This is a genomic window from Ruminococcus sp. (assembly GCF_017650195.1).
In the GTDB taxonomy this organism is placed as follows: Bacteria; Bacillota; Clostridia; order Oscillospirales; family Ruminococcaceae; genus Ruminococcus.
This window is the reverse complement of the sequence record NZ_JAGCFH010000049.1, coordinates 1-23,946: the sequence shown is the minus strand read 5'-3', so window position 1 is coordinate 23,946 and position 23,946 is coordinate 1. Positions and strand designations below refer to the sequence as shown.

Annotated in this window: 18 protein-coding genes and 1 pseudogene; 8 read left to right on the top strand and 11 right to left on the bottom strand. The window is 43.0% G+C overall.

From position 1 onward, the window contains the following. Positions 1-387 precede the first annotated feature (387 nt). The 7 genes and pseudogenes from J6U00_RS02270 to J6U00_RS02245 all read left to right on the top strand — a co-directional run bounded on the left by J6U00_RS02270 (position 388) and on the right by J6U00_RS02245 (position 9,706). Positions 388-2,031, top strand: coding sequence for an N-6 DNA methylase (locus J6U00_RS02270; protein ID WP_296578282.1), 1,644 nt, complete (start codon positions 388-390; stop codon positions 2,029-2,031). A 63-nt stretch (positions 2,032-2,094) separates the two neighbouring features. Continuing rightward, positions 2,095-2,631, top strand: a complete 537-nt coding sequence (locus tag J6U00_RS02265) for a hypothetical protein (RefSeq protein WP_296578278.1) — start codon at positions 2,095-2,097, stop codon at positions 2,629-2,631. A 135-nt stretch (positions 2,632-2,766) separates the two neighbouring features. Continuing rightward, positions 2,767-2,871 (top strand): annotated as a pseudogene (locus J6U00_RS15135) (deaminase domain-containing protein); the annotation flags it as partial. A 12-nt stretch (positions 2,872-2,883) separates the two neighbouring features. Next, complete coding sequence (locus J6U00_RS02260) at positions 2,884-3,258, top strand: hypothetical protein (protein ID WP_296578275.1); 375 nt, start codon at positions 2,884-2,886, stop codon at positions 3,256-3,258. 481 nt (positions 3,259-3,739) lie between these two features. Continuing rightward, on the top strand, positions 3,740-4,018 hold the full coding sequence (locus J6U00_RS02255) for a hypothetical protein (protein WP_296578273.1): 279 nt from the start codon (positions 3,740-3,742) through the stop codon (positions 4,016-4,018). Between the two features lie 322 nt (positions 4,019-4,340). Beyond that, positions 4,341-9,086, top strand: a complete 4,746-nt coding sequence (locus J6U00_RS02250) for a lectin-like protein (RefSeq protein ID WP_296578270.1) — start codon at positions 4,341-4,343, stop codon at positions 9,084-9,086. Positions 9,087-9,184: 98 nt separating this feature from the next. Continuing rightward, a complete protein-coding gene (locus J6U00_RS02245; protein WP_296578266.1) occupies positions 9,185-9,706 on the top strand; it encodes a class D sortase in 522 nt (173 codons plus the stop codon). A 91-nt stretch (positions 9,707-9,797) separates the two neighbouring features. Here the strand turns inward: J6U00_RS02245 and rlmD are convergent, their stop codons facing one another. The 7 genes from rlmD to J6U00_RS02210 form a co-directional block, all read right to left on the bottom strand. Further along, positions 9,798-11,426, bottom strand: coding sequence for a 23S rRNA (uracil(1939)-C(5))-methyltransferase RlmD (rlmD, locus tag J6U00_RS02240; RefSeq protein WP_296578263.1), 1,629 nt, complete (start codon positions 11,424-11,426; stop codon positions 9,798-9,800). Further along, positions 11,390-12,874, bottom strand: coding sequence for a coproporphyrinogen dehydrogenase HemZ (gene hemZ, locus J6U00_RS02235; protein WP_296578260.1), 1,485 nt, complete (start codon positions 12,872-12,874; stop codon positions 11,390-11,392). The genes rlmD and hemZ overlap by 37 nt, the downstream gene beginning before the upstream one ends. Further along, the gene (locus J6U00_RS02230) at positions 12,864-13,505 is read right to left on the bottom strand and encodes an MBL fold metallo-hydrolase (RefSeq protein WP_296578257.1); all 642 of its coding nucleotides are present in this window, start codon (positions 13,503-13,505) and stop codon (positions 12,864-12,866) included. The genes hemZ and J6U00_RS02230 overlap by 11 nt, the downstream gene beginning before the upstream one ends. Positions 13,506-13,516: 11 nt before the next feature. Then, positions 13,517-15,814: a bifunctional (p)ppGpp synthetase/guanosine-3',5'-bis(diphosphate) 3'-pyrophosphohydrolase gene (locus tag J6U00_RS02225; RefSeq protein WP_296578255.1), complete on the bottom strand. Its 2,298-nt coding sequence runs from the start codon at positions 15,812-15,814 to the stop codon at positions 13,517-13,519. A gap of 11 nt (positions 15,815-15,825) precedes the next feature. After that, positions 15,826-17,862 (bottom strand): single-stranded-DNA-specific exonuclease RecJ, encoded by a 2,037-nt coding sequence (recJ, locus tag J6U00_RS02220; RefSeq protein WP_296578253.1) that lies wholly within the window; start codon positions 17,860-17,862, stop codon positions 15,826-15,828. Between the two features lie 349 nt (positions 17,863-18,211). Next, complete coding sequence (sigE, locus tag J6U00_RS02215; RefSeq protein WP_296578250.1) at positions 18,212-18,910, bottom strand: RNA polymerase sporulation sigma factor SigE; 699 nt, start codon at positions 18,908-18,910, stop codon at positions 18,212-18,214. A 22-nt stretch (positions 18,911-18,932) separates the two neighbouring features. Then, positions 18,933-19,748, bottom strand: coding sequence for a sigma-E processing peptidase SpoIIGA (locus J6U00_RS02210; RefSeq protein WP_296578248.1), 816 nt, complete (start codon positions 19,746-19,748; stop codon positions 18,933-18,935). Between the two features lie 145 nt (positions 19,749-19,893). On the opposite strand from J6U00_RS02210, the gene J6U00_RS02205 reads away from it, so the two are divergent. Beyond that, on the top strand, positions 19,894-20,112 hold the full coding sequence (locus tag J6U00_RS02205) for a hypothetical protein (RefSeq protein ID WP_296578246.1): 219 nt from the start codon (positions 19,894-19,896) through the stop codon (positions 20,110-20,112). Between the two features lie 125 nt (positions 20,113-20,237). On the opposite strand, the gene J6U00_RS02200 is transcribed toward J6U00_RS02205, so the two are convergent. The 4 genes from J6U00_RS02200 to J6U00_RS02185 form a co-directional block, all read right to left on the bottom strand. Continuing rightward, the gene (locus tag J6U00_RS02200) at positions 20,238-21,836 is read right to left on the bottom strand and encodes a DEAD/DEAH box helicase (protein ID WP_296578243.1); all 1,599 of its coding nucleotides are present in this window, start codon (positions 21,834-21,836) and stop codon (positions 20,238-20,240) included. A gap of 9 nt (positions 21,837-21,845) precedes the next feature. Beyond that, positions 21,846-21,959 carry a DEAD/DEAH box helicase gene (locus tag J6U00_RS02195; RefSeq protein ID WP_296578241.1) on the bottom strand — a complete coding sequence of 38 codons (114 nt, stop codon included), beginning with the start codon at positions 21,957-21,959 and terminating at the stop codon, positions 21,846-21,848. A gap of 101 nt (positions 21,960-22,060) precedes the next feature. Next, positions 22,061-22,834 carry a class I SAM-dependent methyltransferase gene (locus J6U00_RS02190; RefSeq protein WP_296578238.1) on the bottom strand — a complete coding sequence of 258 codons (774 nt, stop codon included), beginning with the start codon at positions 22,832-22,834 and terminating at the stop codon, positions 22,061-22,063. A gap of 317 nt (positions 22,835-23,151) precedes the next feature. Further along, complete coding sequence (locus J6U00_RS02185) at positions 23,152-23,904, bottom strand: tRNA threonylcarbamoyladenosine dehydratase (protein WP_296578235.1); 753 nt, start codon at positions 23,902-23,904, stop codon at positions 23,152-23,154. Positions 23,905-23,946: the final 42 nt, after the last annotated feature.

The following is a 23,946-nucleotide window of genomic DNA, read 5'->3' as shown; positions in this document are numbered from 1 at the left end:
GCATATTCTTATCAATGATATTTCCCATAATAGACCTCCAGTTCTAAACGAAATCCATTCACCTCATCTGAATGACTTTTATCCAGCGTACGATTGCAATATATGCCATCAATCAACAGCCGGAGCAAGTGTAGGCTCCCTTAGGTGCAGTCGGAGTGTATTGTATTCAATAAAATCAAGTACCGATGTTTTCATTTTCCCTCTCCCTTTTTTTGAAAAAAGCTTGGTATGTTCTATCCTTGTTTATATTATACACGCAAAATCAACGAATGTCAAGTGCTTTATAACATTATTTCATTTAATAATATATGCTTGATATTGACAATCCTGTAATAGCATGTTATAATATGACTGAAAATAAAATCTATAGTAATGGAGATGTTATATATGACAGCAAACGAACTACAAAGATTGCGAAAAATAAATACAGCAAAAATCCGCTTCACTATTATGAACGCTTTACATGGTGCGCCATGGCTGTCGTTTTTTTCGGCAGCTTATATTATTGCCAAGACAAATGGAACTAAAACTGCTGATTTTGATTCATTTCTTGATGAATACAAAGTAAAACCCCAACTCTCTCCAGTTATTTTCAATACTGTAGGAGATAAATGGGATTTAATAAATGAATTATCAAATAATTGCTCCTCTGATGAATGTAAAGCACTGCTATTATTTGAAGAAGCGAATGCGCGAATATCGCATTATGATGAAACTCCATCATGGTTGTCTGTTTTATCCGCAAAGGCAATGAACATTTCGTCAGGTGAAGGAATTGCAGATCTTTGTACAGGCATGATATCATTTATCAGAGAGTGCGTTGCGCTTGGTCTTGAATGTGATTATCTTGGAAGTGAAATCGACGATAGTATTCGATATATTGCAATGATGAGGGCAGATATACTTGGCGGTAGTATTAATCTAACATCGGAAGATTCATTGAAACTTAACGGTAAGTTTGACAAAATCTTCTGCCATGGAGTATTTGGTGTTAAATGGAAATACTATTATCCTGAATGCGGTCATTCGGCCTCAGCAGACTGGCTTTTTGCGGAAAAATGTTTAGAACTGCTGAAAACAGAAGGCAAAGCAGTGTGTTTAATGGCTAATGGAAGCATGTTGAATCTCCGCGATAGATTTATGCGCGAAAAATTTATATTATCAGGTTATATTGAAACTATAATCGCCCTTCCTGCAAATATATTGAACAGCAGCGCTATTTCAATTGCGTTAATTGTTTTGAGCAAAGGAAATAATAAACAAGTAAACTTTGTTGATGCAACTGGTATATTTACTTCGTGCCGACGAAAAAAGCAGCTTTCAGAAGAAAATATACAGGAAATACTTAGTGCTATAGGTAAGGATAGCCCGATAAGCCGTGTTGTAAGATATGAAGAAATAGTCGAAAACAATTTTGATCTGTATCCTAAAAACTATACTGATATGCCCGTAAAAATAGCTAATGCTGTATGTTTTTCTGAGGTTATTAAGCGAATAACGAGAGGTTCACAAGTTAAAGCGAGTGAACTGGATTCACTAATGAGTGAAAAAGAAACGAATACAAGGCTACTTATGTTGTCAGATATGAATACAGGTATAATCTCTAATGATCTTCCGTTTTTGAAAGAATTAGATAAACGCTACGATAAATACTGCGCAAAAGACAAGAGTATAATACTTACCAAGAATGGATATCCTGTAAAAACAGCAGTTGCAAATATTTCAGCAGATACAAAAATGCTTGTTAATGGTAACCTGTATATCATAGAACTTGATGAAGAGAAAGTTGATCCATACTATTTGAAAGCGTATTTTGACAGCGAACATGGTCAGTCACAGTTAAAAAGCATTCTTGTGGGTATTACTATACCTAATATTCCTATTGAAGCATTAAAAAAGCTCCAAATACCAATGTGCCCTATTTCGGAACAAAAAACAATTGCAGAAAACTATATTATCAAACAGCAAAGAGTGATAAAACTACGACAGGAACTAAAAGAAGCAGAAAATGAACTTTCCAGATTTTTTTAATGTATTTCTTTTTCAATAATTTGAGGGATATATCTAAACGAATTAAAATCGGGAGGTGATGAAATGGATTCTGACTTCGATTATATAGATATAAGAACCGTTAAAGGATATCGGATTCTTAGTTCAAAAAAATGTATAATCGGTTACTGTCACTTCCCGGGACATAAAGGCGGTATAACCAAAAAGATTTTAGAAGAGCATGATTGCTTAAAAAAGGAATGTACTTTTTTAGAAAAATATGAAGATAATCCTTATTGGTCTGCTTTGGAAAAAATGCAGGCTGCAAAAAAAGAACGCAGGAATTACGTTAGAAGTATAAAGGCAGAAAAAGCAGCGATGCAAAAACAGAGCGACGCTATAGAGGGTATTTATTATGAAATAGTTTTATGTATTATCGATGAACTTGGCTATGATATGAAAGTATTAAGCATCAAAAAGGTACAAAACATGAGGAAGTTTATTTTAGTATATATTTCTGAAAATCCATATAATGATTGGTATCAGTTTTTGGATGTTGCGCGTGCTTTCGGTAAGAAAACAGGATGTTTTTTAGAATTGAGACACGCTAAAAACATAGACGGTTCATATGTGATTTATTGATTCTAACATTGATTATGCCGGTATGAAAAGTTGTTCATATATAAAAGAAAATCCCTTCTTCAGGTCATTTGACATTGATAGGAGATTGAATGGGAATATAAATGCAACTGGTAAAGTAACGCTTTTTTTACTGAAAAAACTTGTTGTGAAAGCTGTTCTGATGTAATCGCACAGTTTTCTCAAAAATACCCCAATATTGATGTCGAAATTATCCACAATAACAACATTCCTTTAGCATAAAAGAGGTGGAATATGAGAATTAATAAAAATGAATATCTAACAGCTGTAAAAAATCTAAAAGAAGATATTCAGTATTATTTTTCGGAATCTAAATTAGATAGCCTTAGACTATGTTATTTAGTCGAAGAATACTGTGAAAATTTTATTCATACTGAAGAGGAAGCACTTTTATCTGCATTAACTTTTGAAGGTGTACTTTTTGAAGTCACAGGTAACATATATCATTTGCCATCATTAAAAGAAGATATCAAAAAATTTGAAAGCGGTTTTACATTTACAATGATAAACAAAGATGAATATGAGTATTTAAAAAATAATGTTAATAAACTTAAGAAGTTTATTCAATCATTGCCACCTGATTTTCAAACATGGTTTGATGTACCATAATTACTCATATATATAAGCAGAGAATGTGACTTCGATAAAACACCGCATTAGCGGCAAACACAGGAGGTCAATATGGAGATAAAGTATAAATCAAATAACAACTACAACTAATAAGTTGATAAAAAATACTGTACTTTATAAAAATGATGAATTGCATATTGCATCCGAAGACGTTAAAATGCTATGTGAGTATAGTCCCAATAGTATGCATGAACATTATTGAAACATCTGTTTAGCTTAGTTATGAATGTAAAAAAGCGTGGAATGTAGCTTATGATACCTATGATTATCTTGCTCAGCATATCTGAAAAATTATTGCCATGGAGTAAAAGAGCTCCATTGCAAATCTTTTTTTGTTTTGCTCTTGACAAGTCAAAAAAGCTGTGATATAATACACACACAAAAGGCTATTTTAAGCCTTAAACTCGACTTGGTTTAAGTTGATTCACCACAGAACGGCATCAGCACAGGCTTTGCCAAGGTGGCAGCCAGCGTAAAGAACCGCTGTCCAGGCGATTACAGTTACTTCAAAAAGATAGGCTGCTATGATACCATTCAGGCAAGTCCTCATATAAATTGGCTTGATAATGCTGAGGACGCCAAAAGAGACAGAGAAGCAAGACTGATACCTTATAAAATGACATTGTCACACCTTGAAGGTCTTCCGACAATAACCGAAAGAAGAAAATACAAGAGCATATCTGTTATTGAAAGACAGAAAGCAGCAGTAAATAATGCTGTCATGACAAAATCGAACTAACGTGACCGAGCGCAGCCGTTATGGCTGCGTTCGTTTTACATATCCTATTTTTGGGTGCACCTGTTATCACTTGTCTGCTTTTTCCGTCATCATCTCTCCCCTGAGAGGCTATGATTTACTCGGATACAAAATGAATTTGTATTGTGACATCTTTATATTTCCAAAGCATCAACAGGGGCGTAATAGTAATATTTTACAAAATATACATCATATAATGTCAATTACATTGACTTTCGGCAAGGGCATTGTTATAATTTCCTTGGCAGTATTTAGTACACTCTCTATATTAATAAGAAGAATAATCCAAAAGGAGGTCTTTAAAATGTGGAAACGTAATCACAAAAGTATTCCCACAAGAGTTATTTCCGCACTTGCTGCTTCTGCCTTAGCAGGTAGTCAGATACTTGCAGCGCTGCCATTCAATGCAGTTGCAGCGGAGAACACTGTGTCAAAGCAGACCGACATCTCCCCCGACAAGATATCATGGTTGGGCGATGAGCCTGCTGAACCGAATTATGGCGATGTCGACGGTAATGGAAGTATCAATGCTGTAGATGCAAGTCTTATTGCAAGCTATGCCACAACAGGCAATGATAACGATATTGATCTTGCAGCAGCAGACGTTGACAGCGACGGAAAGGTAACTCTTCGCGACGCCGAAATCATACTCATGTATTATAATTTCATATCAACAGGCGGCAAAAATGAGATAAAGCTGCCTTATGACGGCGATGTGGAGTGGAACTATTATCCCGATCCTGCCAATTATGAGATATTCAATACCCCCATGTCATGGCAGGAGGCTGAGGAATACTGCGAAAGCAAGGGCGGTCATCTTGCTGTTATCACCTCTGAAAAAGAGCAGACTCAGATCGAAGCTCTTATCCATGCTCAGTCGGAGATCAAGAATAATTACTGGATAGGTCTGAAAAAGGACGATAAAGGTGAATTCGTCTGGATAACAGGAGAAGAATCCACATACAAGAACTGGAACAAAAATCAGCCCGATAATTATTATAATGACAACAGGGTATGCATTGCCGCAAATCCCGAGCCCGGATTTTTCAAATATGGCTGGGGCGATATCAACGAAAGCGGCAATTCCAAGGAAACCAATTCTGCGGCAAGTTATTATGGTACAGAGAACTTCGGCTTTGTATGTGAATATGACGAATATATAGTTGCCGAGCGCAAAGAATGGACTGACGAGACAAACTTCCCAACATCAGGCTACTACAAGCTAAACTGCGATATCAAGTCATCGGGAGTAACCGTAAATGAATTCCTTGACCTTGACCTCAACGGTCATACCGTAGATATCGACAGAGTAAACTGCGACGGAAATGTCATAATCAGAGACAGTTCTGCCGATAAAACTGGTACAATGAACGCTACAAGCACCGGTTCTCTCCTCGATGTAGACGGTAAGCTCACCATATATGGCGGAACGTTCAACGGAAACGACCACGGTAATGATTCGGGCACTATCGGAGTAAACGGCAGCGGCTGTTTTGATATCTTCGGCGGTACTGTCACTTCCTACTACAGCAATCCGCTTTCACTCAGGTCAAGCAGCGGTACCACTAATCTTGCAGGTGGTGTGCTGAAAAACACAAGCAAACGTGAATCAGCTTCCCTTGATGTGTGTTCAGCTGTATACACGACCTCAGGATATTCGGGCACGATAAATCTTACAGGCTCTGAGATATACTCAGATATCGGAGCAGGTATCTATTCGACCACAAATAATGGCAGTATCAATATCAGCGGCGGCAAGATCAGCAGTGACGGCAGCTTTGGTGTATACTGCGCAGCAGGTATCCCGATAAATCTCAAGGGCAATATCTCAATTTCAGGCAAGAACGGCGGAGTTTATATCCCCAAGGATAAAAAGCTCAACTTTACTGACAAGGTGAACAGTGCTGACATAACTGTTTATGCCGAGGAATCGGGTATCATCACCGAGGGCATTGCCAAACTCGGCTACGGTAGCGCTATTGTCCCCTATCTTAAAAATGTAGGCGTAAACGGTACTGTTTCATTAGATGAGAGTGGCGAGATCCGCATTGATCTGAATGAATCCGATACAACCACAACTGCAACAACCACGACGACAACAACTACTACTTCTACAACTACAACAACCGAATCAACAACATCTACTACTACCACTACTCTAGGACCTCTCCCCGACATCAAGAAGTATGAAGTCATCAAAATATCAATGTCATGGGATGATGCAAATGATTACTGCAAGAGCATTGGCGGACATCTGGCTTCTATCACTTCACCCGAAGAGCAGGCTCAGATAGTAAATGTACTTGCAGCAGCAAACGCGAATGAGTGCTGGATAGGCGGTCTGCGCGATGAAAATGGAGAATTTGGCTGGATAACAGGCGAGCCAATGGCATTTACAAACTGGAACGGCGGTGAGCCAAATAATCTTGGCGGAGGCGAAAACTGTATCCATACATACAGTTCAGGCAAATGGAACGACGCACGCAATGTAAGTGGCAAATTCTTTATATGTGAATGGGAAAAGGTTGCTGACAAACCAGTAACATTAACTACCACTACAACCACCACTACGACAACAACAACAACTACTACTACTGCGACCACAACTACTACAACATCAGCATCAGCTTCTGCAACTTCAACATCAAACACCACAACTACTTCCGCAGTTCCCGTTCCGGGCACTACAACAGAGCCTGTACCACCTGCTCCGCACAAGCTCGATATCGACGGTGAGATGACTGTCAAGGAAATGGATATCAATGATATAAAGGCAGCAGGTATTGATCTTGAAGATCCTGATAACTATCATGTATTCAAATATGAGGTAAAGCTTACATTTGAGGCAGAGGCTTTCATAGTTACAAAATATGATGCACAGCCTATCTCCGGAGGTAGCGGCTCAATAACGATCCCCCCCGCTGTTACAGTAGACGATAAGCCAGCAAGAGTCATCGGCTATTATGAGACAGAACATGAAGAGATGTACATGATCATCAGGGGCGAGTGCAAGTGGCTCAAGGAATTCTATGATGTACAGCTTATCGTGATTAACAAAGACAATACAGGCGATGTTCTCACAAACTGTACAGCTACACTGAATTCTCCCGAGGGACTTACACTTATGAACTGCGAGAGAACTCAGCACTTTGACAAGCTGGAATACGGCGATCCGTATATCATACACTGGTATCTCCGCGGAGATGTAGCAGGCGATTACGATCTTACAGCCGATCTCACAGGCTGGAGCAACGGCGAATCCTATACATACAATTTCAAGTCAAAGAATACTCTCCATGTTTACGCAGGAGACGCACTTAAAATGAAGATAACCATTCCGCGTTATTCATTCTATGATGAGGACTATCCTGTAAAAATAAGCTTTGTCAATGTTTCCGACAAGCCTATTTACAACATCGAGCACACTGTTTTCGGCTTTACTCAGGATTCAAAGCTGACTATAAAGAAATACCGTAATGGTCAGCTCATAGGCATAGAAGAAGAATACAAAAATCTTCAAAGCAAGACCTTTAATGAGAGCTATATGCTTAAGGAGCTTGATCCGGGAGATGAGCTTGTAGCTGAGATAACTATCCATGATATCTGGAAATCTATACTTGAGCAGCAGCTCAACGATCAGAAAATAGCAGCTGATGCTATTATACTTGGCACCTCACTTGCAAGATCACCCGAGGGACTTGTTGTCAATTTCGCAGCAACTGTATATAAGTCCATACTTGACAGTATAGTTGTTGCACATGTACTGAAATGCGTAGACGTTGCAACTCTTGAAGGCTCAACAACAACAATACCTCACGAGGTCATTATAACCGATATTTCTCCTGAGCTTGCCAATAAATACGAACAGGACATAATGCAGAATCTTGCAAGAGATCTTGTAGGCTGGGCGTTAGGCCAGATGGACGAAGCTGAAGACTTACAGGATATATATTACCTTGGAGTATTTATAGAGAATATCAATTCTGCAACAAAACCCGAGGAGATAGTCAGTGCATATCATCATTTCTTATTATCTGTTTCTGACAGCTCAGGAATAGCTGACAGCGTTTATACTTTAGGCGAAGATATCTTCTGGAAGATCAATCAGCCTGCTGGCGGCGGAAGCGTAAGTTTCTATGTTTTAAGAGCTGACGGCACTATACAGTATGCTCCTTCGGGAAATGCAGCTGTACAGAGCAACGCATTAAGCAATGATTTCGATATAGAGGTCGTCAACGGTGATTATACAGTTGGCGAAGACGGAGTTATCACACTAAACAGCGATGCTGTCGTTAAGATAACACCTAAAAAGGCAGTCATAAGAGCTACAGTCTGCGCTGTTTCAGAAAACGGCGAGACTGAGAAGCGCGTACCTGTTGCGATTGTAGACAAGCACGAATGCAAGGGTGAGGACTTCATTCTTGAAGTACCCGGAGAAGGTCACGGTGCTGTCAAGGCTTGCTTCTGCGAGACCTGCCATAAGCTTATCAGCTGCAAGCAGCTTTCTGAGAATGTCGTGGCAATGTTCAGCAACGGTGAATGCTATGACGATATCAGAGGCGCTGTTGCTGATACCGCAAATTACGATGAGAAGCTCTACATATTCGGAGATATCAACATCGTTGAAAACGTAACTATACCCGAAAAGTTTACGCTTGTAATAACTCCCGAAACAAACATCACTGTCAAGGACGGCTGCAAGCTTATTGCAAAGGGCGAGGTACTGGACTTCAGTGGCAAGAATTATGATCTCAGTGGAAATGGTCCTATAACTGCAGCAACAACAACGACTACTACGACAACAACTACTACAACTACAACGGCCACCACAACTACAACAACTACAACAACTTCATCTACTACAACCACTACCGCAGCATCGACCACCACCACAACTGCGCCTGCAACATCAGGAAACGGCACAGACAGCGATACAACAATGCCTAAGACAGGTTATCCTGTCTCATTCAGCATGATCGCAGGTCTTGCAATTCTCATGACAGCAGCAGGTGCGGCATTAGTGATCAGAAACAAAAAGGAAAACGAATAATTTACGATCAGAGCGCCGCTTTATGCGGCGCTCTCGCATTATATTGCACTTCTGTGTAAAAAATGGTATAATAAATTAAAACCAGATGAGGGAGCAATATGGAAAAGAAGCGAAAAAAGAAAAAGCCGATGTTTATTATCGGCGTGATCATGATAGTAATAGGCTTTGGAGTGCTGGCTTTTTACGGTTATCGTAAGATAAGCAGAGAAATATATCTCCGAAAGCTGCTTGATAATAACATCAACTTTGAGATACCAAGACTGGATATAAAAGTTCCTGTGCTTGAAGGAACGGACAACAAGTCTTTGCAAGTGTCGGCAGGACACTTTGAAGGAACGGGAGCTCTCGGCAATGGCAATTACTGCATTGCAGGACATAATAGCACTATTTATGCTGAGATTTTCAACGACCTTGATCAGATACAGATAGGAGACGAAATGTATCTGGTGGACATAGACGAGAACCGTACACGGTACAAATATATTGTTAACGAGTACAAAACAGTCGAGCCCTCGGATACATGGGTGCTGAAAGACTTTGACGATGATCGCCTGACAGTTATATCCTGCACCGATGATGGAAAGCAAAGACAAGTGGTTGTAGGTATACTTAAAGAATAGTAAAAAATGAGCGTAATCAATGTGTGTGGATTACGCTCATTTTCAGTATATTTATGTTGTTTTTAATATGGATAACAAAGCAGAAAAAGGATTATACCATTTGAAAATATCTGAGAGCAGAAATGATAGCTTCTTCTTTTTCTTTTGGACATTTGGGTTGACGAGGATTTTCTTTTTTTGAAATGTAATAGTTCTTACGTAGTTCAAAACCATATTTTTGCTTAACCTGGGCAATATTAAGTGAAGAAACTTTTAAACCTGAATTTTTATAAATATAATCTTTAATTTCATCGTAGGTTGCTTTGCTTTCAGCTGACGTAAGATCAAGTTCATCGGTTTTCAGTTCAACTTCAATATGTTGTTGACTTTGCAGTTTGGACAATAGTACAACGCACTCAACGTGCCCAGTTCTCGGAAAGAGATCAGCTCCGCATACCTTTTTAACGCTGTAGCCATTTTCCGATAGTAGCTTTGCGTCACGGGCAGCAGTCGCTGGATTGCAGGAAATCATCACTATTTTTCGCGGAGCCGCTTCTGCTATAACGTCAATAGTTTCAGATGAACAGCCCTTCCTAGGAGGGTCAATCACTATAATATCCGGCTTACAGCCCTGTTTTCTGAGCTTTCCGAATACCTCTCCTGCGTCTCCGCAGAAAAACTCTGCATTTGTGATATTGTTCAGTTCAGCGTTTGTCTTTGCATTCTCAACAGCTTGAGGAATTATCTCAACGCCAATTATCCTTGCCGCCTGCTTTGCCATTGAAAGACCTATAGTACCTGCGCCGCAATAAAGGTCGGCGATAACATCGTTTTTGTCGGGAGCAGCATACTCCAGAGCCTTTGCGTAGAGCCTTTCTGCCTGTAGGGTATTCACCTGATAGAAGGAAAGGGGAGATATTCTAACGGTATTTTCGCACATAGTATCGGTTATGGTATCGCTTCCCCAGAGAGTTGTACATTCGTCGCCTAGTATAACATTTGTCTTCTTTGGGTTTATATTCATAACTATACTTTTGATATCTGAAAAGCGTTTCGCGAGTATTCTGCACAGTGCAGAAAGCTGACGTGAGATGTCCTTGCGTACCACAAGACAGACCATTATCTCGCCCGAGTGGGCTCCGCGACGTAAATAGATATGGCGTATTATGCCTGTATTTGTTCCTTCGCTATAACCCGTCAGCTTTTTTTCGTTGATATAGTCAAGGATAGCTTCAAGTATGCTGCTGAATACCGGAGGCTGCAATGCACAGTTCGTTACAGGTACGAGCCTGTGGCTCCGCGGAGCAAAAAAACCGCAGACAGCTTTTCCGTCAACAGCGGCAAGGGGATACTGAGCCTTGTTTCTGTAGCTGCTCACAGCCTCGGCAGAGAGAAGGTCCTCAAATACGGGAGAAATCCCACCTATACGCTTAAAGGCGTCGTTTACTATACTGCTTTTGATACGGCATTCCGCCTCGTAGGAGATATGTCTGAACAAGCAGCCACCGCATTTTTTATACACGGGGCAGTTATCCTCTTTACGGTCGGTGGATGGCTTTATCAGCCTATCGACAATACCGAATGCATAGCTTTTCAATACCTTAACAATCTTTATATCGCAGAGGTCTCCCACAGCTGTTTCTGGAACGAAGACGGCCATGCCGTCAATCCGGCATACGCCGTTTCCCTCGGAGGTCATGCCTGTTATCTCAGCCTTAAAAACTTGATTTTTTTCAGGCATTCTGCCACCTCCTTTTTCTTTTCCATGAGCTTGTCGAAGCTACGTATATATTCGTAAGGAAACTTGTAATTATGTATGCGCTCTATCCTGTTGTTTTCATAGAGGAGCTTCGTGGAAGCCGCACAGCCTGCGCCGAGAATCGTCTGAGTTTCGTCCATGATAAAGATGTTGTAATAGCTCTCGAAACCCTTTTTCGCGTAGCCTACGTTTTCAAGGTTGTCCACGGTATTCTTCTGACGGTACATATAGTATGGCAGATATCCGTGAGACATAAGAACTGGTATGCTGTAGTCCACCATTTTTGCGGCAGGATTTGAGCAGTTTTCATTCCCGCCTGCGAATAGGGTTGCGGAACGCTTTATTGTAAGGGTATGAACGGTGATACTTTCCGGATCAAGCTCGATTATCCTGTCAAGAGTATTGCGGAAGCTCTCCGCGGACTCTGTTGGAAGACCTGCTATAAGATCTGTATTGATATTGCCGAAGCCTATCTTTCTTGCAAGTTCAAAGGCTCTGATAAAGTCCTCGCCGGAGTGCCTTCTACCGATGACCTTCAGCACCTCGTCGTTAAGTGTCTGAGGATTTACGGAGATCCTGTCTGCGCCCAGTTCCTTTATTACCCTGAGCTTTTCCTCTGTTATGGTGTCAGGGCGGCCTGCTTCGACGCTGTATTCGCGGATACTTGCGATATCGAAGTTTTTCTCAACTGCTTCCATAATTGTTTTCAGGTCCTGTGCTGACAGTGAGGTAGGAGTACCTCCTCCAAAGTAAATGGTATCCACCTTTGTATCGGTATCTTTAACGATATTTCCAAGTATTTCGAGCTCACGGCATAGCGCCGAAACGTATTCTGGCATGAGCTTCATGGCAGAATCCATTGAATGTGATACGAAGGAACAGTAGCTGCACCGTGTAGGACAGAAAGGGATGGAAACGTAAAGGCTCACAGCTGAGCTGTCTATCCTTTCGACTATAGGGAGCTGATTCATTGCTGTATCATAGGCCAGCCGTAGCTTCTTTTCAGTGACCTCATATCTGTCAGACAGCCTTTTGAATACCTCTTCCCTAGAAAGTCCATGCTCCATAAGCTCAATGACCTTTTTTACGGGACGTATCCCGGTCATAAGCCCCCACGGAGGTCTTATTCCTGTCTTTTCACAAAGTATATGAAAGATAAGCCTACAAAGCTCATGCTCGTTTTCAGAGGGCTCGTCAGTAGTGGCGCTTCTTATTACCGGTTCTTCGCTGCCGAGCTTTACTTCAGCGGTTATTGTCCTTTCGTCTCCTGAAACTTCTGCAATAACATACTCATCTCCTGTTATATCATCACGGGAACTTCCGAAGGTGTAGTGAGCTGTGCTGAAAAAGAGCTTCATTGTGGCTTCTATCTCGTATTTAAAAGAATTGCCGATGAGAATTATCGGCATTTTGGTATTATCAGTCGTCATTTTTTCCTCTGAACTGTTTCATATACGGATTTGCTTCACGTTCATAATCAAGAGTAGTGTTTTCGTTGTGCCCCGGCAGTACTTTGTAATCTCCTTCAAGGTGATAGAGAGTATTCAACGAATAGGACATAGCTGCCGTGCTGCTGTCGGGGAAATCAGTCCTGCCGATGGAGCAGCAGAACAGGGTGTCACCCGAAAAAATAACATCTTCGCAGACATAGCATACGCTTCCGCGGGAATGACCAGGAGTATGGATAACTCTGAAGGAGCATTCGCCGTCGTTGATGTAGCAGTCACCGAAGATACATGTCCAGTCGGTGACAGGTATGAATTTGATGAAGGACATACTTGAAGCGAGAGAGTCTGCTGCGCTTGTGAGCATGTGAGCGTCAAGCTCGTGGATATATATTTCAGCTCCCGTAGCCTGATGCACCTCCTCAGCGCCTCCGATGTGATCAAAATGACCGTGAGTAAGTAGTATCTTTCCAAGTCGGAGCTTTTTCATTTTCAGGAATTCCAGGAGTAGTCTGCTGTCACCGCCTATATCAATTGCAACGCAGCGTCCAGGAGCAGTCTCGACTATATAACAGTTTGAACGGAGAGGTCCGAGCTGTAAATGGTGTATTTTCATTTGTATTCTCCTTAAATAGCGGCTCTTTCCACAGAAATGACGCCCTTTATCTTTCTGAGCTTCTCAAAGAGGTTCTTGAGCTGCTCAGTGCTTGATATAACTATAGTACCTTCAAACAGCGCATTGCCATTTTTCAGCACTCTTGAAGCGGAGTGAACTATAGGTACACGGGCTTCGAGGAGTACTGCGGAAATGTCGTATACAAGTCCTACGCGGTCTGTAGCTGTGACCTCGAAGCTTGTCTGGAGCTGTGTATCGCTGTTGTCTGTCCATTGTATCTCAACCCAGCGGTCAAGCTCATCAGGGATGTTCCTGGCAAGGGCAGCCTTGTAGTTGGTACAGTTGGTGGTATGAACTGAGATACCATAGCCTCTTGTGATAAAGCCGATAATATCGTCACCGGGAAGGGGATTGCAGCACTGAGCGAATTTTATCAGCATATCGTCTATCTGATCTAGTATTATACTGCTTCTGCCATTGGGCTTTGGCTTGATGAGCGGAACTACCGAGGGTTCTTCGTCGTTTTCGTAGAGCTTTTCGTACTTGTCCTTAAGGCGAGGCATCATCTTTGAGAGAAGTATGCCTCCGTAGCCTATTGAGGCGTAGAAGTCCTCAAGAGTATCGCAGTTGTGTCGCTTAAAGTCGTCCTGCAGAAACTCGGTGTACTGCTCCTCCCTGAGGTTTATCCTGTGGCGTTTGAATTCACGTTCAAGCTGAGTCTTTCCCTCAAGGATATTCTCCTCGCGTCTTTCCTTCTTGAACCATGACCGTATCTTTGAACGGGCTTCGTTGGTCTGTACTATGTTAAGCCATGCACGGTTGGGACCCTTTTCCGGGTCCTTGCTGGTGATTATCTCGCATATTTGACCAGTCTGGAGCTTGTAGTCGAGCGGAACTATCCTTCCGTCCACCTTTGCGCCTACGGTCTTGTGACCTATCTGAGTATGGATACGGTAGGCGAAGTCGATAACTGTAGAGTTTATAGGCAAGCTCACCGACATACCCTTTGGCGTCATTACTACTATATCCTCCGGGTCAAGGTCGGTTTTGATTATGCGGACTATCTCCTCAACGTCATCGGAGGTTTGCTGAGCTTCGATGACCTGACGCACCCATGCAAGACGGTGTTCCATTTTGTCCTTGCCCTGTATGCCCTCTTTGTACTTCCAGTGGGCTGCGATACCGTATTCTGCGGTTTCGTGCATATCCCATGTACGTATCTGAACCTCGAAGGGGATGCCTTCCTTGCCGAGAACAGTGGTATGGAGAGACTGGTACATATTGTTCTTGGGTGTTGAGATATAGTCTTTGAAACGATTAGGAAGTGGCTTGAACATATCGTGTATAAGTCCGAGAACGTTGTAGCACTCGGCGATAGTAGTAACGATTATTCTTACAGCATATTTGTCGTATATCTCGTCGATATCCTTGTGACCTATGAATATTTTGCGGTATATGCTGTATATGCTCTTTACACGTCCGTCTATCTGCGGAGGCTGAGAGAATTCTTCCGACTTGAAGCGCTGGGCAATACGGCTCTTGATTATCTCGATAAACGCCTCGCGCTCCTCCTTCTTGTTTTCGAGTATATTTTCAATCTCTGAGTAGGCATAAGGGTCGAGGAAGTGGAAAGCAAGATCCTGAAGCTCCTCCTTCATGGCTCTGATACCGAGGCGGTGAGCGATAGGAGCGTAGATATTCATTGTTTCGAGAGCGGTGTTCCTCTGCTTTTCGAGAGGACGGTATTTCAGCGTGCGCATATTGTGGAGACGGTCGCTGAGCTTGATTATCATTACACGGATATCCTGAGACATGGCAAGGAGTATCTTGCGGATATTCTCAGCCTGCTGCTCTTCCTTGCTGGAGGTGGGGATTTTACTCAGTTTTGTGACTCCGTCAACGAGCAGGGCAACGTCCTGTCCGAAACGCTTCTTTATATCGTCAAGAGTGGCGTCTGTATCCTCTACTACGTCGTGGAGCAAAGCTGCACAGATAGTATCTGTATCCATGCCAAGCTCAAGGAGGGTATAGGATACGGCTAAGGGGTGTGTAATATATGGCTGTCCTGAGGAGCGTGTCTGTCCCTCATGAGCCTTTGCGGCGAATTCATAAGCGGAAATGATCTTGCTGAGATCGTACTGCTTATCGTCAGTGAGTATTTTCTGTATTATCTTCTCAATGGTATAATCGTCCTTGAAATCAGGGATATCATTGAGAAAATCCGTGGGATCCTTGGGAAGCGCCGATTCTGGTATCGGGACCTCGACCTCATGGTGTGTGAGATTTGATACATTCATGTCATCTGTCATATCTATTCTCCTTATTTATGGCTTTTACCGAGCTTGCTTCTGAGCGAAACAAGAACGGGAGCCGAGTCCAGATCGGCTTTTTGAGTTACGTTGATCCTTTTTATCATAGAGTCGGCGCATGAAACGCTGACGAGTCCGAGTTGTCTGAGAGCTTCAACCGAAATACAGAATCTACAATAGTTTATATTCCTGTCGCTGATTCTGATATAGAGCGTGTCTGTATTAATGCCTCTGTCAGGTATAGACTTGTATATCTTTATGACATCGTCACGGGATGGATACATGCTCGGATAGTAGTTCTGAGGGAGATCTTCGCCACGCATGAATGCTTCAAAGGCATTCAGAGCCGCGAAATACTTGCTTTGCTCAAAGGGCTGGGGACGAATATCGCTTATAATGATATTGGGTGAGACAATGCCGCGGTACTCGTTTACTCCGAGGGAAATTATCATACTGCATACATCGCCTTTTGATACGGGTAGTTCCGAGGGTGACTTCCTGAACATTAGAGCTTCAGCCTTAGCGTATCCGGTCTGTACCCGCAGTTTTGTGTGAGCACCGTCCGAAAGGGGGAATATATCAAGTATCTGTGCGTTTTCAATATAGAAAAGGGGAGGTTCGTTGTCAGTGCCGAAGGGCTCAAGGACGTCAAGTCCCTTTATATTTTCAATCTCAAGCTCCTGAGGTGACACCGGACTGTCGGCATAAAGCTCTGCCGCCGGCATTACCTTGTAATTATCAAGGGCATACTTTTCAAGGAGTTGATGAAAGCTTTCTTCCATTCCGCTCTTTACGGTGAAGCCACCTGCACCGGGATGTCCGCCAAATTTTTCAAGTACCTCCGAGGTTGCAGTCAGCGCTTCAAATACGGAGAACTCACCGAAGGAACGGGCAGAGCCTCTCAGTTCTTCCTCAGTCTTCGATACGATGAAGCAGGGCTTGCCGAATTGCTCAACGATACGTGAGGCAACTATACCTATCACGCCATGGTGCCAGTTATTTCCGCAGAGGAATATAACCCTTCCACGAATAATTGACGGGTTACTGTCTATCATGGAATATATTTCGGAAATAATGGAGTTTTCCTCGTCTTTGCGCATATTGTTGAGCCTGTCAAGCTCCTTTGCGGTTTTGAGAGCCTCGTCAAAGTCCTCACAGAGAAAAAGCTCCGCAGCAGTTTTTGGTGAGCCAAATCTTCCTGCCGCATTTATCCTCGGACCGATCCCGAAGCCAACAGAGCGAGTATCAACTGGCTTATCGTTAAGTCCGCAAACCTCTTTTAGAGCCATAAGGGCAGGGCGATCTGTGTTTCTGATAAGCTCCAGTCCGTATGAGACAAGGAAACGATTCTCGCCTTTAAGGCTTACTATGTCGGCAACAGTTGCTATAGCTGCGAGATCACCGAACTGCTCCAGCGCCATTGTATAGTCGCCGCCATCAAGAGCAGCCACCAGCTTAAGCGCAAGACCGGCGCCGCACATATCCTTGAAAGGTGAGGAACAGTCGTGCCTGTGAGGGTCAACAACAGCTTCCGCACGTGGTAGTTGTTCACTTTGACGGTGGTGATCTGTCACTATGAGCCTCATTCCGAGGGAGTATATGTAATCGGCTTCTTCAATAGCCGATATGCCGTTATCGACAGTGATAATGAGAGATACGCCGTCAGCATAGATTTCGTTTGCTGCCTTGGTATTGAGACCGTAGCCATCTGAGCGCTCTGGTATATAATATGTAACGTCAGCTCCTGCTTCGAGGAGATAGGAATAAAGAATGACGGCAGACATTATGCCGTCGCAGTCATAGTCTCCGTAAATGCATAGACGTTCACCATTTTCTATGGCGGTATTTATGGTATCAGCTGCTTGCTGCATATCCTTTATGAGAAAGGGATCAGAAAGCTCGTCCGTGTTAAGGCTTTCCATTACGGACTCAGCGGAGGAATACCCCTTGGCTGCAAGAGCAGCAGCCGTCAGTGAGGTGACGCTGCAGCCGAGCATGAGCGCTGAGATCGTTTTTCTGTCGGGTCTGCCGACGTTCCATTTTTTCATATAGTGACTCCTGATAAAAAGATACATTTAGAATATTATATCACAAAAATGCTTTTTTTACAATAGCATACGTCAAAAAAGTGGACAGTAAAGTATTTCACCGTAAAGTATTTCAGCTTTCCTACTGAGGAGTTAGAGACGAGGATTTAAAGCAGGCATTGCCACTGTCATTTTTGTCTCGAAACGTTCGAAAAGCACACCAGAAGTGTGATTTGTGATGTTCAACGTTTCTTTAGTTGAAAAAGTGTGCTTTTCGCTTCCACTTATAAGATGGGGTGAAAAGAAAAAGCCATAAAGAAGGGATGATCACTTCTTTATGGCTGGTCCTGAGTTTATGGACAGATGGTTGTCACGAAACGCTTTCTATCTTTACTCGTAGCTTTTTAATTATCTTTTTTTCCAGTCTTGATATATAGGACTGGGATATACCGATACTGTCAGCGACTTCCTTCTGTGTCTTCTCCTTGCCGTCAATAAGTCCGAAACGCATTTCCATTATTTCACGTTCACGGTCGCCGAGCTCTGCTACGGCGCTGCGAAGTATATCCCTTTCCGCCTCGTTTTCTATGCCCTTGTTGACTATATCGTCGTCTGTGCCGAGAATATCTGAAAGCAGGAGCTCGTTGCCGTCATAGTCTATATTGAGAGGCTCGTCTATAGAAAGGTCATTGCGGTACTGTGAGGATTTGCGCAGGAACATAAGTATCTCGTTCTCTATGCAACGTGAGGCGTAGGTCGCAAGCTTGATATTCTTAGTGGGACAGAAGGTGTTGACAGCTTTTATGAGCCCTATAGTGCCTATGGATACAAGATCTTCAATGCCTATGCCTGTGGACTCGAACTTTTTTGCTATATAGACCACAAGGCGAAGATTATGCTCGATAAGGCAGTTCCTTGCAGCTACGTCGTGAGCGCTGAGCCTTGCAAATACCTCGGTCTCTTCCTCTCTTGTGAGGGGGGGCGGAAGGGTATCCGAGCCGTTTACGTAGAATACCTCTCCGGTAAAGTGCTTTTTTAGGTATGCTTTGATCCTTCTGATGATGTTCATGTCTTTTCTCCTTCGTTTATGCCTATATTTTCAGCAGCTTCGGGTTGAAAACGGCTTTCCCGCTGCATTCTCCGAAGCCTATGACAGCGTCAACGGGCTTGCTTCCACCTTTTGTGCAGCTGCTTATCAGTACCTCGTCCGGACGAAAAACAGGTATCAGTCCGCTGCCGGACACTGCCGAGTAAGGCAACAGTCGGAAGCCCTTGGGTAGCAGTGATATATCAAGGACTGTACTGGTAAGCTCGGAAAAACTCTCCTCAGAGCAGATTATCACAGGCGAGCCGGTAAAATAGTCTACGAGAACATTGCCTGTATCCGCAAGACCTGGGAGGGATATCGCCTTTTTCCCTGCGCGTATGAATATGCGGTAATCGTCGTTGGGAGCTCTGTCCATAAATATACGTACAACTCTTACGACAAAATACAGCGCCGCAGTTGTGATAATGAGTATCAGCAACGAAAAATCTATGTAAAAGCAGGCGTTGTTGAAGTGTATGAATTTCGGTTTGAGCAAGGTATAAACGCTGTATACCGTTCCTGCAAGGGTGAAATTTGCAGCGAAGAAGGCCGCGGTATTTATAAACAGCCTTTTGCAGCTATGTATACCGAAGGATAGGGCGACTATACTCACAGCTGCCACAAGCTTTATCGCTAGTGATACGAAGGTGCCGAGGCAGGGGAGAAGTATGGTCAGCGAGAAAAGGCTGCCGTATACCGAAGCCGCAACGCAACGCCATGTACGCAGGGGGGAGTGGGTTGCGCCTGCAGTTATCCGCAACAGGAAGAAATTTACATAGATATTAAGGACTATCAACACGTCGATATATATCGTCTGCACGAAGCACCTCCCGTTCTGCTGTCTGTAGTACAATTATAATGCAGCAGGTCCGAGAAATATGTCATAATATGCTTTGTGCCGGATAGATATTTGACCTATACCGCTGTTTATGATATGATTTAATAAAAAAACATGAGAATATCCAATGAATAAAAAAAGAACGGTATTTTCATATTTTATCGGCAATGTGGTACAGGTTGTGATAAATTACTTCTTGCCGCTCCTGTTCATAATGCTGATGAACAAATACGGCATACTTATGAGCAGTTTTTGTGATATAATGGCAATTGCGAATACAGTATGCACAATAAATTACCGAAATATTTATATAGCAAAAAGGAAAAAGGCTGCCGCTTCTAAGTGAAACGGCAGCCCTTGACTTTATTATAGGAAAGGTAGCGCAATAGCTCCGATTATCATAATGATCGCAACAATCAAAATAACTATCCTTGTCCATGTTTTTTTATCGTTATGCATTTTGCTCCCTCCTTAATGTCTTTTTTTCATACGTTTTTTTCGGTTAGGTATATAATCGGAATACAACTCCGATCTCTTTTTGTTTCCGTAGGCGGCCTTTTTACGGTCAAAACGCGGCTTGTTGTCGGGGCGTCTGTTTATGCGTGCTCCGAGGTCTGATCCCTTGTACAGCTTAACTTCAACCTTATTTCCATTTATCTTAATCTGATCCGTGCTTTCTATTATATATTCGGACTCCGCCTCTGGTACCTCTACTGTAGTATGCTCGTCGAATATATCTATTTTGCCGAAGTCTTTTCCTGTCATGCCGGTTGCGTCAACAAGTGCTCCGAGAATAAAGTTAGGAGCTATGCGGCGGTTCCGTCCAACGTTTATAACTATTTTTACGGTCCTTGCGCCGCTGTTTCTGCCCTTTTTGAGCGGACGTGCACTCTCAAAGTCTGGAAGAGATTCGGTTTCTGCCTTTAGTTGCTTTTCTATTATCCTTGCAGCAGCCTCACGGTAGTCTATTCCCTGTGAAGCGAGCCTGTCAAGGATATCGTAAGCACTATGACCTGCCTGTGCTTCGGATATCTCCTTTACGAGAGACTCCTTTTTCATAGCTATGATATCAGTTTTGTCAGGAAGCGGCATTTCGCGTATTTCCGCATGGGTATACTTTTCAATGGATCTTAGATCGAAAAGCTGTTTCCTGCCGCTTATAAGTGTATAAGCCGTACCGGTCCTGCCTGCGCGTCCTGTTCTGCCTATACGGTGTATATAGTACTCGTTGTCCTGAGGTAAATCATAGTTGAATACAGCGTCAACTCCGCTCACGTCGATACCTCTTGCAGCAACGTCTGTAGCTACAAGTATTTCCGCAGCCTTGTTCTTGAAGGAGTTCATTACCTGTGTACGCTGTATCTGTTTCATATCGCCGTGAAGTCCTGCTGCGCGGAAACCGCTTTTAATCAGTTCCTCTGTGAGCTGATCTACCATGACTTTTGTGTTGCAGAAGACCATTGCGGAGGAGGGCTTGTATGCTGTGAGAAGCAACTTGAGTGCGTCGGTCTTGCGACCCATTGCCACCTCGAAGTAAAATTGTTCTATGAGCTCCACTGTCTTCTGGGCTGATTTGATCTTTATATGAACAGGGGCCTGCTGATACTTTTCCGTGATAGCCATTATTTCCTTCGGCATAGTCGCAGAGAAAAGGACTGTCTGTCTGGTCTCGGGGATATCTGCGAGTATGGATTCGATATCCTCACGGAAGCCCATATTCAACATTTCGTCAGCCTCGTCAAGTATGACAGTGCGGATATTATCAAGCCGAAGTGTTTTTCTGCGGATATGATCCATTACACGTCCCGGAGTGCCTATAACAATATTGGCGCCCCGTTTGAGCTCGTGTATCTGCTTTTCCATGCTTGCTCCGCCGTATACCGCGGAGGTCTTTACGCCCTCCTTGAATTTGGCAAACTTGCGTATCTCCTCATTTGCCTGCATCGCAAGCTCTCTTGTAGGGCATAGGATGAGCACTACAGCGGCCCTTCTGTCCGCCTCGGTTATACTTTCCACAGCAGGTATGCCGAAAGCGGCAGTCTTGCCGGTGCCTGTATTTGAGCGTCCCACAACGTCCCGTCATTCAAGGAGCAGGGGGATACTCTGCTGCTGTATCTCGGTCATCTCCGTATATCCGAGCTCGTCAATGGCACGGAGAAGCTCCTGAGACAGATTAAGTTCATTAAAATGCATTTTGTTACCTCTTACATCAATATTCCAATACAAAATATCATAACACAAAATGCCGAAAAGGTCAAGGGAATTTAATAGTTAAATATTAATAGTTCTTGTAGTTAAATATTAATAGTTCTGTCGGAATTTCTGCGGAAAAGGATATTGTTTACCTGTTCGGTGATGAATACTTCATCTCCGACGATTTTTATACCATATCCGTCAGCTGTCTCCTTAGTGTGACTGCGCAAGAGATCTTCATAAGCTTTTCCGGTCTTTCGTGGGAAGCATAAGCTGCTTGCGAATGAAGCTTCAAGTTTGAAGCCATGCTCACTGCATAGTTTGTTCCATTCTTCATGGGTATAAAATCTGATATGTCCGTCTGGCTTTAGCTGCATATACTTATCCACAAATCCGCTTGTATCATTTTCGTTCGGAGATGGGTCGGAAATAAAAAAACAGCCTTTTTCAGTCAGTACGCGGTGCACTTCCGAAAGACTTTTATGTATGTCGGGAAAGTGGTGGAGAGCGTATCTTGATACGACCATATCAAAGCTGCTTTCTTCAAATGGGAAGGATATGCCGTCATAGCTTGAAAAACTTAAATTTTTTAGTCCTTCTTGTTCAGTTCTTTTCCTGTTTTGTTCCAGAGCTATTTCAACGATATCAAGTCCAGTGAATGATACGTCCGGATATCTTCTTGCAAGCGAAAAAGCTAGATAGCCGCTGCCTGTACCGAGGTCTAGTATGCGCATGCCGCTTTTTATTGGCAGGATATCAAGTATCGAATCAATATGAGAGCTGTCCTGAGTCTGTCTGTCGTAAAAACTCTTTTCAGCAAATGCAGCTTCAAAGCCGCATTTAGTAGCATAAATGCTTTCTTTCTGGGTGTTCATTGATTTCAGCCTCACTTTGTAAAAGAGGATATTATCCATGATAAAATATTGAAAACATACATCACGCCTGCTGCACATTGCAGCATCAGTCCTGTTGCACAGCCGAATGCAGACAGCATAAAGCCTGCCTCCAAGTCCTGCTTACGGATTTTGCAGAGAAAGCAAAGCCGGTGATTATTAGAATCAGTATGGCTGTACTAAATTAACGATATTGAGTTTAGTACGCAGCAGAACGAGGAGGATATTGAATATCCCGAAAATTATGCAGCCTTTCCATGAGGGGAGAGTTCGTTCATTGTACCTCTTGCCTTTATATATTACTTTTTTGAATATATGGCTGTGATATCTTTTATGACCTCGCCGGCTATGATAAGTCCAACTACAGATGGAACAAATGCTGTGGAGCCGGGAGTTGAGCGCCTTGCTGTTCCTGTGCGCATATCTGTTTCTCCCGAGCCGTCCTCTGCGGCAATGCCCTGGGGGACTAATGGCTGCTCCTTTGAATATACCACTTTAAGCTTTTTTATACCGCGGCGTTTCAACTGATAACGCATGACCTTTGCAAGGGGACATACCGAAGTCTTGTATATATCTGAAACTTCAAAGGCAGTAGGGTCAAGCTTGTTGCCTGCGCCCATTGAGCTTATGACGGGAACTCCTGCTTTTTCAGCCTGCATTATTATCTCAATTTTGCCTGTTACGGTGTCGATAGCGTCTATAATGTAGTCATACTGCGAAAAGTCAAGCTTATCTGAGGTGTCCGGCATATAGAACATCTTGTGGCAGGTCACCCTGCAGTCTGGATTGATGTTATGTATACGCTCCGCTGCCGCGTCCACCTTGTACATACCAACGGTGCTGCCAAGAGCGATTATCTGGCGGTTTATATTTGTTATGCAGACCTTGTCGTCGTCGATAAGGTCGAGGGCTCCAACGCCCGAGCGTGCGAGAGCTTCAACGGCATAGCCGCCTACACCGCCAACGCCGAATACAGCAACGCGGGAGTTTGCAAGTATTTTCATTGCTTCCTCTCCGAAGAGAAGCTGTGTTCTTGAAAAACGATCGGACATATTTTACTCCTTATTATAGTGATATTTCCATATAGCCGCATG

Bases quoted from the DNA above. Each gene is read 5' to 3' on its own strand.
- J6U00_RS02265 (WP_296578278.1), top strand. From the start codon at position 2,095: ATGGATTCTGACTTCGATTATATAGATATAAGAACCGTTAAAGGATAT.
- J6U00_RS02250 (WP_296578270.1), top strand. From the start codon at position 4,341: ATGTGGAAACGTAATCACAAAAGTATTCCCACAAGAGTTATTTCCGCA.
- J6U00_RS02185 (WP_296578235.1), bottom strand. From the start codon at position 23,904: ATGTCCGATCGTTTTTCAAGAACACAGCTTCTCTTCGGAGAGGAAGCA.
- J6U00_RS02260 (WP_296578275.1), top strand. From the start codon at position 2,884: ATGAGAATTAATAAAAATGAATATCTAACAGCTGTAAAAAATCTAAAA.
- J6U00_RS02270 (WP_296578282.1), top strand. From the start codon at position 388: ATGACAGCAAACGAACTACAAAGATTGCGAAAAATAAATACAGCAAAA.
- sigE (WP_296578250.1), bottom strand. From the start codon at position 18,910: ATGAACATCATCAGAAGGATCAAAGCATACCTAAAAAAGCACTTTACC.
- J6U00_RS02190 (WP_296578238.1), bottom strand. From the start codon at position 22,834: ATGAACACCCAGAAAGAAAGCATTTATGCTACTAAATGCGGCTTTGAA.
- J6U00_RS02195 (WP_296578241.1), bottom strand. From the start codon at position 21,959: ATGCATTTTAATGAACTTAATCTGTCTCAGGAGCTTCTCCGTGCCATT.
- J6U00_RS02230 (WP_296578257.1), bottom strand. From the start codon at position 13,505: ATGAAAATACACCATTTACAGCTCGGACCTCTCCGTTCAAACTGTTAT.
- hemZ (WP_296578260.1), bottom strand. From the start codon at position 12,874: ATGACGACTGATAATACCAAAATGCCGATAATTCTCATCGGCAATTCT.
- J6U00_RS02245 (WP_296578266.1), top strand. From the start codon at position 9,185: ATGGAAAAGAAGCGAAAAAAGAAAAAGCCGATGTTTATTATCGGCGTG.
- rlmD (WP_296578263.1), bottom strand. From the start codon at position 11,426: ATGCCTGAAAAAAATCAAGTTTTTAAGGCTGAGATAACAGGCATGACC.
- J6U00_RS02225 (WP_296578255.1), bottom strand. From the start codon at position 15,814: ATGACAGATGACATGAATGTATCAAATCTCACACACCATGAGGTCGAG.
- J6U00_RS02205 (WP_296578246.1), top strand. From the start codon at position 19,894: ATGAATAAAAAAAGAACGGTATTTTCATATTTTATCGGCAATGTGGTA.
- recJ (WP_296578253.1), bottom strand. From the start codon at position 17,862: ATGAAAAAATGGAACGTCGGCAGACCCGACAGAAAAACGATCTCAGCG.